This window comes from Paenibacillus sp. FSL W8-0187 (genome assembly GCF_037969755.1).
Lineage (GTDB): Bacteria > Bacillota > Bacilli > Paenibacillales > Paenibacillaceae > Paenibacillus_AQ.
The window spans coordinates 1-10,000 of sequence record NZ_CP150206.1; the positions used below are offsets into that span (position 1 = coordinate 1).

The 10,000-nt window shown below is 48.3% G+C and carries 8 protein-coding genes (1 of these 8 cut by a window edge); 7 read left to right on the forward strand and 1 reads right to left on the reverse strand.

Annotated elements, in window-relative coordinates; translation table 11 throughout:
• The 6 genes from dnaA (at position 1) to gyrB (ending at position 6,317) form a co-directional block, all read left to right on the forward strand.
• The gene (gene dnaA / locus MKY48_RS00005) at positions 1–1,347 is read left to right on the forward strand and encodes a chromosomal replication initiator protein DnaA (protein WP_076326303.1); all 1,347 of its coding nucleotides are present in this window, start codon (positions 1–3) and stop codon (positions 1,345–1,347) included.
• Between the two features lie 202 nt (positions 1,348–1,549).
• Entirely contained in the window at positions 1,550–2,692 is a 1,143-nt protein-coding gene (gene dnaN, locus MKY48_RS00010; RefSeq protein ID WP_098749608.1) for a DNA polymerase III subunit beta, read from the forward strand.
• Between the two features lie 38 nt (positions 2,693–2,730).
• Positions 2,731–2,946: a S4 domain-containing protein YaaA gene (yaaA, locus tag MKY48_RS00015; RefSeq protein WP_076326305.1), complete on the forward strand. Its 216-nt coding sequence runs from the start codon at positions 2,731–2,733 to the stop codon at positions 2,944–2,946.
• A 56-nt stretch (positions 2,947–3,002) separates the two neighbouring features.
• Positions 3,003–4,115 carry a DNA replication/repair protein RecF gene (gene recF, locus MKY48_RS00020; RefSeq protein ID WP_076326306.1) on the forward strand — a complete coding sequence of 371 codons (1,113 nt, stop codon included), beginning with the start codon at positions 3,003–3,005 and terminating at the stop codon, positions 4,113–4,115.
• A gap of 13 nt (positions 4,116–4,128) precedes the next feature.
• Positions 4,129–4,380: an extracellular matrix/biofilm biosynthesis regulator RemA family protein gene (locus MKY48_RS00025; RefSeq protein WP_071219299.1), complete on the forward strand. Its 252-nt coding sequence runs from the start codon at positions 4,129–4,131 to the stop codon at positions 4,378–4,380.
• A gap of 26 nt (positions 4,381–4,406) precedes the next feature.
• Positions 4,407–6,317 (forward strand): DNA topoisomerase (ATP-hydrolyzing) subunit B, encoded by a 1,911-nt coding sequence (gene gyrB / locus MKY48_RS00030; protein WP_076326307.1) that lies wholly within the window; start codon positions 4,407–4,409, stop codon positions 6,315–6,317.
• Positions 6,318–6,444: 127 nt separating this feature from the next.
• Here gyrB and MKY48_RS00035 read toward each other — a convergent pair whose 3' ends face one another.
• Positions 6,445–7,257 carry a YheC/YheD family protein gene (locus MKY48_RS00035; protein ID WP_339292083.1) on the reverse strand — a complete coding sequence of 271 codons (813 nt, stop codon included), beginning with the start codon at positions 7,255–7,257 and terminating at the stop codon, positions 6,445–6,447.
• A gap of 411 nt (positions 7,258–7,668) precedes the next feature.
• On the opposite strand from MKY48_RS00035, the gene gyrA reads away from it, so the two are divergent.
• Positions 7,669–10,000, forward strand: partial view of a DNA gyrase subunit A gene (gene gyrA, locus MKY48_RS00040; protein ID WP_339292084.1) — the 5' portion only. The gene runs 164 nt beyond the window's last position; the window shows 2,332 of its 2,496 coding nt (coding positions 1–2,332); its start codon is at positions 7,669–7,671; the stop codon falls past the right edge of the window.

Sequence of the window (10,000 nt, forward strand, 5' to 3'; positions counted from 1 at the left end):
TTGGAAAGCCATACTTCCGAATTATGGCAAGAAATATTATCGATCATACAAACCAAGCTGAGTAAACCGAGTTTTGACACTTGGTTTAAAGCGACCAAGGCATTGACCATTAACGATCACTCCGTCGTCATTTCAGCACCGACAACGTTTGCTGTGGAATGGCTGGAGAGCCGATACACCAAGCTGGTTAGTGCAACCGTACTGGAGGTGGTGGGCAAACAGGTGGATGTCCGCTTTGTCATTGAAGAGGCTAAAGGACACGAACCTGTGCCGCAGCAGCCCTCGCCGCCGCTTGAAATATCCGGGGAAGAAATTCAGTCTCATATGCTGAATCCGAAGTATACGTTTGATACCTTTGTCATCGGTTCTGGCAACCGGTTCGCGCATGCTGCCTCGCTCGCTGTTGCTGAAGCTCCGGCTAAGGCGTATAACCCATTATTCCTATATGGTGGAGTTGGTCTTGGAAAAACGCACTTGATGCATGCGATCGGCCACTATATTTTGGAGCACAATCCCAGCAGTAGAGTCGTATATATTTCCTCCGAGAAATTCACCAACGAGTTCATCAACTCCATTCGGGATAACCGCGCTGAAAGCTTCCGCAACAAGTACCGTAGCGTCGATATTCTGCTCATTGACGATATTCAGTTCTTGGCAGGCAAAGAATCGACGCAGGAGGAATTTTTCCACACGTTTAACGCCCTGCACGAAGAGCGGAAGCAGATTATCATATCCAGTGACCGTCCGCCTAAGGAGATACCGACGCTGGAAGAACGGCTCCGTTCCCGGTTCGAATGGGGATTGATCACCGATATTCAACCACCGGATCTAGAGACGCGGATCGCTATTCTTCGCAAGAAAGCGAAAGCCGAGAATCTGGATATTCCGAACGAAGCCATGATGTATATCGCCAATCAGATCGATACGAACATTCGTGAGCTCGAAGGTGCCCTGATCCGTGTCGTTGCCTATTCCTCCCTAACCAATCAGGACGTAACCACGCATCTGGCAGCCGAAGCCCTGAAGGATATTATTCCGTCCAGTCGGCCGCGAATGATTACGATTCAGGACATCCAGCAAAAGGTCGGCGAGTATTACAACCTGAGGCTGGAAGACTTCAAAGCCCGCAAACGGACCAAAGCCGTCGCGTTTCCGCGGCAAATTGCCATGTACCTATCCCGTGAATTAACCGACTATTCCCTTCCCAAGATCGGAGAAGCATTCGGAGGCCGGGATCATACCACTGTCATACATGCCCATGAGAAGATTACCCAATCTCTGAAAAATGACCAGGAGCTGTTTAAAGTGGTCAATAATATTACGGAGAAAATCAAAAATCCAACCTGAACAAGTTCAAAGCCTATGCACAATCTATACACATGTGGATAGGCTTAATTTTATGCCTTTTCTGGGGCTTATCCACATATTCAGTGCCCCTATTACTATTACTAATAATAATTAATAAATAATTTAACCATAAAGAGGGGAATCCTCTTGGCATTCGCCAAGTGAAAAAACCCCTCTCATTTTTCCGTAAGGAGTGAAATTGATGAAAATCAGCATATTAAAAAATGTATTAAACGAATCCATTCAACACGTATCCAAGGCGATTTCCAGCCGAACCACAATTCCGATCCTCAGCGGCATTAAACTGGATGTCACCTATTCGGGTGTCACACTAACTGCTAGCGATACTGATATTTCCATTCAATCGTTTATTCCTGCGGAAGATGAGAAGCATACCATCGTCCAAGTAGAACAGCCTGGTAGTGTTGTGCTGCCAGCCAAATTTTTCGTTGAAATCATCAAGAAACTCCCTTCCCAAGAAATCCAGATGGAGGTAAAAGAAAACTTCCACACCTTTATCTCTTCGGGAGCTACGGAAATTCAGATGGTGGGTTTGGACCCGGAAGAATTCCCTGTATTGCCTAACATCGAAGACAGCCAAACCGTTTCTTTGCCTGGAGATCTGCTGAAAAATATGATCAAGCAAACGGTATTCTCCATTTCCACCCATGAAACAACGCCTATTTTGACTGGGGTATTATGGAGTCTGAACGACAATGAGCTGAAATTTACCGCTACAGACCGTCACAGATTGGCAACTCGCTCCGCACAGCTGGACAATGCGCAGGACATTTCGTTCAACAATGTCGTTATTGCGGGTAAAACGCTGAATGAGCTGAGCAAAATCATTCCGGACCAAAATACGCTGGTTGATATCGTTGTAGCCGATAATCAGGTATTATTTAAAATTGATCGTGTTCTGTTCTATTCCCGCATACTGGACGGCATTTATCCCGATACTTCTAGAATTATTCCAACATCGCATAAAACAGAACTCGTTTTGGACACAAAAAAATTAAGCGAGTCGATCGACCGCGCCTACCTGCTCTCCAAAGAGGAGAAAACGAACATTGTTCTCCTGCAAACGATGGAACATGGCGGCATCGAGATCTCTTCCAGCTCCTCCGAGCTTGGTAAAGTGCGTGAAGAATTGGATCTGGTCGATTTTAAAGGGGAGCCGCTGCGCATCTCGTTCAACTCCAAATATATGCTGGACGTGCTCAAGGTGGTTGAAAGTGAACAACTGATGATCGCTTTCATGGGAGTTATGAGCCCGATCATTCTTAAACCGCTCGACGACAGCAAGAGCCAATATATTATTCTGCCGTACCGTACGGCCAATTAAAGTTATCCCCATGTTGATAGGGATGAAAGGACGAAGTCATGAAACAAATATTTATCCACAGTGAATATATCAAGCTGGATCAGTTCTTGAAGCTTTCAGATTGCGTATCCACAGGTGGGATGGCGAAGGCACTGCTGCAGGAAGGAGCAGTTCTGGTCAACGACGAAAAGGAAGAGCGGCGCGGACGCAAACTGGTACCTGGCGACATCGTCAAGGTGGAGGATTGCGGAACGTTTCAGGTGGCAGCACAATAGACAGCCTCCCGCAGCCGCTTTGGCGCTACGCGCGGAAGACGAGGGAGAGGATAAGCTTGTTTGTCAAAAATGTCAGCCTGCAGCACTATCGAAACTACGAGAAGCTGCAGCTTGAGGCGTTTGGTGACGTTAATTTGATTATCGGACGCAATGCTCAGGGAAAGACGAATTTGATGGAGGCGCTCTTCGTGCTTGCTTTAACGAAGAGCCACCGTACCTCCAAGGATCGCGAATTGATTGGATTCGAGCAATCCAGTGCCCATATATCAGCCGAGATCGACCGCAAGTACGGAGCTTTGAAGCTGGAGCTGAGTTTATCCCAGCAGGGGAAGAAAGCAAAAATCAATGGACTTGAGCAGCGGAAGCTTAGCGATTTCATCGGCTCGCTCAATGTCGTGATGTTTGCTCCCGAGGATCTGGAGATTGTCAAAGGCACGCCGGGGGTTCGCCGCCGGTTTCTTGACATGGAGATCGGGCAGGTGGCACCAAGCTACTTGTTTCATCTGCAGCAATACCAGAAGGTGCTCGTGCAGCGTAACAATCTGCTGAAGCAATTATGGGGGAAGGGCAGCGCCGAGCAAGCGATGCTGGACATTTGGAACAGCCAATTGGCAGAACATGGTGTTAAAATCGTCAAGAAGAGGAAACAATTTATAAAAAAGCTGCAAAAGTGGGCTGAAAGCATCCATCAGGGAATCACAAACGGCCTGGAGGAGCTCTCTTTACACTACCTTCCGTCCTTTGCTGACGCGGAGGAAGAAGATGAAGCTGTCTTATTTGAGACATTTATGATAAAATTATCACAAATGAAAGAGCAAGAAATACGGCGTGGTATGACATTGGCAGGTCCTCATCGAGATGATCTGGCTTTTTATATTAATGGCAAAGAAGTCCAAACGTATGGATCTCAAGGTCAGCAGCGGACGACGGCGCTATCTTTGAAACTGGCTGAAATCGAGCTGATACAGGAAGAGATCGGTGAATATCCGGTGCTGCTTCTGGATGATGTGCTTTCTGAATTGGATCCGTACCGGCAGACACAATTGATCGAGACATTCCAGAGCAAAGTGCAGACATTCATCACGGCGACGGGCATTGAGAGTTTGAATACCGACAAATTGAAGGGTGCCAGCATTTTTCATGTCCATGACGGACAGGTGGGCTCTTAAGGAGTGATTCCATATGTATATTCATTTGGGCGGAGAGAAGATCATCCGTTCGTCGGAGCTGGTTGGAATTTTTGATATCTCGATCGAGAAATCCTCAAAAATCTCCAAGCAGTTCGTCACGCATGCCCAGCAGCATAAAGTCGTGGAGATGATTGGCGAAGAAGATCCGAAATCCATTGTGGTGACGAAATCGATCGTCTATTACTCTCCGATCTCCTCTGCAACGCTTAAGAAGAGAGCCAATCATTTTGTAGCTCAGGCATAACAGAATCTGTAGAAGTAGGTGAAGGCATGTCTATGAATCAACCGACATATGATGAGAATCAGATTCAGGTACTGGAAGGATTAGAAGCCGTTCGTAAACGTCCGGGGATGTACATCGGGTCCACCAGTGCCAAGGGTTTGCATCATTTGGTATGGGAAGTTGTGGACAATAGTATTGACGAAGCAATGGCGGGAATATGCGACCATATCGAAATCATTGTCCATGAGGATAACAGTGTTACCGTTGTCGATAACGGGCGCGGAATTCCGGTCGGCGAGAACGCCAAACTGAAGAAGTCGACGCTGGAAGTCGTTATGACCGTCCTTCATGCCGGCGGAAAGTTTGGCGGCGGCGGATATAAAGTATCCGGCGGTCTGCATGGTGTTGGTGTCTCAGTTGTGAATGCACTGTCTTCGAAAGTCGTGGTTCAGGTCAAACGTGATGGGCACATCTACCAACAGGAGTATCATCGCGGCGTACCTCAATATGATATCAAGATCATCGGGGATTCCGACGATCACGGGACAACCGTAACCTTCCTGCCGGATTCGGAGATTTTCACGGAAACAACGGAATATGATTACAACACGCTGCTGACACGGATCCGTGAGCTGGCGTTCCTGAACAAGGGCATTGCGCTTACACTGACGGACGAACGTACAGGTGCCTCCGACTATTTTAAATACGAGGGCGGAATCATTGAATACGTCAAGTTCCTGAATGAGAAGAAGGAAGCGCTGCACGAAGACCCTATCTATGTTGAGGGTTCACGGGATAATATTCAGGTTGAAGTGTCGCTCCAGTATAACGATAGCTATACCGAGAATATTTACTCTTTTGCAAATAATATCAACACGCACGAAGGCGGAACGCACGAATCCGGCTTTAAGAGTGCGCTCACTCGAATCATCAATGACTATGCCCGCAAAACGGGATTGATCAAAGATAACACCAACAACCTGTCGGGTGACGATGTGCGTGAAGGATTGACGGCAATCATCTCGGTCAAAGTACCGGAACCGCAGTTCGAAGGACAAACCAAAACCAAGCTCGGCAACAGTGAAGTGCGCGGTATTGTGGAATCCTTGTTCGCTGAGAAGCTGCAGGAGTTCCTGCAGGAGAATCCATCGGTTTCCCGCCGGATCTTGGAGAAGGCGCTCCAGGCATCACGTGCTCGTGAAGCGGCGCGTAAAGCCCGCGAGATGACACGCCGGAAGAGTGCGCTTGAAGTCAGCGCATTACCAGGTAAACTGGCAGACTGCTCTTCCAAGGATGCCTCCATCAGTGAGCTGTACATCGTCGAAGGTGACTCTGCCGGCGGATCCGCCAAGCAGGGACGCGATCGACATTTCCAAGCCATTTTGCCGCTTCGGGGTAAAATTCTCAACGTGGAAAAGGCGCGGCTTGACCGTATCCTCTCCAATGCGGAGATCCGGGCGATCATTACGGCGCTGGGCACAGGGATTGCGGAAGATTTCGATCTGTCCAAGGCCCGTTACCACAAAATCATTATTATGACTGATGCCGATGTCGACGGTGCGCATATTCGTACCTTGCTGCTGACGTTCTTCTACCGTTACATGCGTAAGCTGGTGGAAGCTGGTTATATCTATATCGCCCAACCGCCGCTCTTCAAGATCGAGCGCAATAAGGTGATCCGTTATGCCGGCAGTGAGAAAGAACGTGACCAGATCATTAAGGAGTTCGGTGAGAACGTCAAAATTAACGTACAGCGCTACAAAGGTCTCGGCGAGATGAACGCCGGACAGCTGTGGGAGACGACGATGGATCCGGAGAGCCGTACCATGCTTCAGGTGACCATCGAAGATGCGATCCTGGCCGATACATTGTTTGATACCCTGATGGGCGATAACGTTGAACCGCGACGGGATTTCATTCAGGAGCATGCGAAGTCGGTCCGTAATTTGGACGTATAATATTTGTAAGTCAAAAAGGGGCATCCCAAGGTCTATTGAAGGCCTCAGGGTTGCCCCTTTATTTTTATGATGGATGCGATTTGGTGTTTTCGTCATATGACCGGGGGATTGACTAATATATAGTATGCTAACCGGTCTTATTAGCTTTTTTCTTGGTGGATAAGTTACGCCCATAAGCGGTGGCATATTTCTTAACCTGCTTGTAGATGCTGGGATCTTTGAAAAATTTCTTGAATGGGAACAGTGCAGGTTTGGTATTAACCTCCAAGATCCAGATGTTCCAGCTTTTATCAATAGCAATATCCAAGCCGATTTCTTTCAGATTGGGATAGGATTTCTGCAGCTGGGCTGCGACATTCACCCCAAGCGTATTCAGCTCTCTTCGGATATTCTCTGCCTCTTCTGCCGTCATATGCTCGGTCATCAGCGGTTTATAGTGTTGAACCACGCCGCCGCTGTGATGGTTGGTAATGATTTTATTCTTGGCCGCCACCCGCCCGATTATTCCTGTGCTCACCCACTGACCCGATGGACTTTTCTGTGTAAGTACTCGAAGATCAAAGGGGTTACCCTTATGACTAAGCAGATGGATGCCTTGCTGAATCAGATACGTCTGGCCCTGGAACAGAGTGCTCAGTGTTTTATCGAGACTCTCCAGGGAGGTAAATATTTCAGTTTTCTGATCATAACGAAGTTTGTAGGAAATAGTGGGGGTTGCGTCGGCATCAGCGTTTTGGGATTGGAGCTGCTCGACTGACATGACGCCGATGCCGTAGGTCCCCCGGTCAGGCTTGATATACACAAGTGTATGTGTGCCCAGCATGTCACCAAGCGCCTCCATTGAATATTGGCGGGTAGAGGGAACATAAGAGGCGAGACCTTTATTTTTTAAGAGTATTTTCGTTTTCGCCCACTTGCTTGCAACGCGTTGGATAGTCAACCATCTTCATCCTTTCCAGCTGTGTGATGGGAGTGACAGGATTTGACCTGTCTCGTAATACAAACTCGTGTCGATCCGGTTGATTTGAAAGAATCGGGCCATCTCCAGCAAGAGAGCTTATACCCGGAAAACATAGGACAAGTATGACAAACAGTGGTATAATATAAAGATGTGATGATACGAAAAGTCCTGTGCAATGCATTGTATGTGAAAAGGGGCACGGAGGACAGGGCGTATATCCCGGTTTCCGGGCAAGAATCATTCTTTCACTTGATCCATCCCGTGTTTAATTGTGCTCGGTTTGTGAAAGTAATATAATAAAGGTTAGTGCGTTTTTAGATTTCTGATCACTATTCTGCTTTTTTCACATAGATCAAGGCATGGTTGATAGGAAAATGAAGGAGGTCCAGCATGGCGGAAGAAAATTTCTCCCAAATCAAAGATCGTGACATTGGTACCGAGATGCGCGAGTCCTTTATGGACTACGCGATGAGTATCATTGTCAGCCGGGCTTTGCCGGATGTACGGGACGGAATGAAGCCAGTACACCGTCGTATTTTATATGCGATGTCTGAACTTGGAATGGCCCCGGATAAACCGCATAAGAAATCGGCAAGAATTGTTGGCGAGGTTATCGGTAAGTACCATCCTCATGGTGATTCCGCAGTTTATGAATCCATGGTTCGGATGGCGCAGGACTTCTCCATGCGTTATATGCTTGTTGATGGACACGGAAACTTCGGTTCCATTGACGGCGATATGGCAGCGGCTATGCGTTATACCGAGGCTCGTTTATCGAAGATTGCTATGGAAATGCTGCGTGATATTAATAAAGAGACTGTAGATTTTGCTCCTAACTATGACGGTGAGGAACAGGAACCGGTCGTTCTTCCTGCGCGTTATCCTAACTTGCTGGTCAACGGCGTATCCGGGATTGCAGTAGGTATGGCTACTAATATTCCGCCTCATAATCTCGGTGAAGTGATCGATGGCGTTCAGGCGATGATTCGAAACCCTGATATCACACCGATGGAGCTGATGGACTATATTCAAGGACCGGATTTCCCGACAGCGGGATATATTCTGGGACGTGAAGGGATTCGTCAAGCCTACCGCACGGGGCGAGGGTCCGTTACGATGCGGGCAAAGGCGACCATTGAAGAGAATAACAACAAGGCGCGCATTGTCGTTCACGAGATCCCGTATCAGGTGAACAAGGCTCGTTTGGTTGAGAAGATCGCGGAATTGGTTCGCGATAAGCGGATTGATGGCATTACGGATCTCCGCGACGAGTCGGACCGTAACGGTATGCGGATTGTTATTGAGCTGCGCCGGGACGTCAATCCGAATGTCGTTCTGAATAATCTGTACAAACATACGGCCATGCAGTCTAATTTCGGTATTAACATGCTGGCCATCGTAAACAATGAACCGAAAATTTTGAACCTGCGTGACGTGCTGTTCCACTATTTGGAGCATCAGGTCGTCGTTATCCGTCGCCGGACCGAGTTTGAACTGAAGAAGGCGGAAGCTCGGGCTCATATTCTCGAAGGTTTGCGGATTGCTTTGGATCATCTCGATGAGGTTATTGCCCTCATTCGCGCGTCACAGACCACAGAGGCTGCTCGCGAAGGCTTGATGGAGCGTTTCGGTCTCAGTAATGAGCAGGCGCAGGCCATTCTGGATATGCGTTTGCAGCGCCTGACCGGACTCGAACGTGAGAAGATTGAGAACGAGTACCAGGAATTGCTTGCCAGAATCGCGGAACTGCGCGAGATCTTGGCTAATGAGCATCTTGTGTTGCAGATTATCAATGATGAGCTCCAAGAGATTAAGGAGCGCTTCTCTGATGAACGCCGTACCGAAATTACGGTCGGGGAAGACAGCATCCTGGACGAGGATCTGATTCCACGTGAAGAAGTGATCATCACCATTACGCATACCGGTTACATCAAGCGTCTGCCTGCGAACACCTATCGCAGCCAGAAGCGGGGCGGCCGCGGCGTAGTGGGGATGGATACGAAGAGTGAGGACTTTGTCGAGCATCTCTTCGTTACGAATTCTCACCACTACCTGATGTTCTTCACGGACAAAGGGAAGGCGTACCGTTTGAAAGCTTATGAGATCCCAGAGCTTAGCCGTACCGCCCGCGGAACACCGATCATCAACCTGATTCAGATTGAACAGGGCGAGTCGATCAATGCCGTGATCCCTGTGGAGAACTTTGACAGCGATAATTTCCTGTTCTTTGCAACGCGCCAGGGTGTCGTTAAGAAAACCCCACTTGAGGATTATGTCAATATCCGCAAGGGCGGTCTGATTGCGATCAACCTGCGCGAGGATGATTCCCTGATCGAGGTTAAGCTGACAGATGGTCAGCAGGAGATCATCATGGGTACGGCACAGGGAATGTCCATCCGCTTCAAGGAGAGTGATGTTCGCTCGATGGGAAGAAGCGCGACGGGGGTTAAAGGAATTACACTGGATGACCATGATGAAGTCATTGGCATGGACGTGGTGGACCAGGAACTTGATATCCTTATTGTAACGACCAAAGGTTACGGTAAGCGGACGCCTGCAAGCGACTACCGCAGCCAGACCCGTGGCGGTAAAGGGATCAAGACCATCAATATTACGGAGAAAAATGGACCGGTTGTGGCACTTAAGGTCGTGAAATCAGAAGAGGATCTCATGATTATTACGTCTAGCGGCACCATCATCCGTACGAGCATGGAGGGTATCT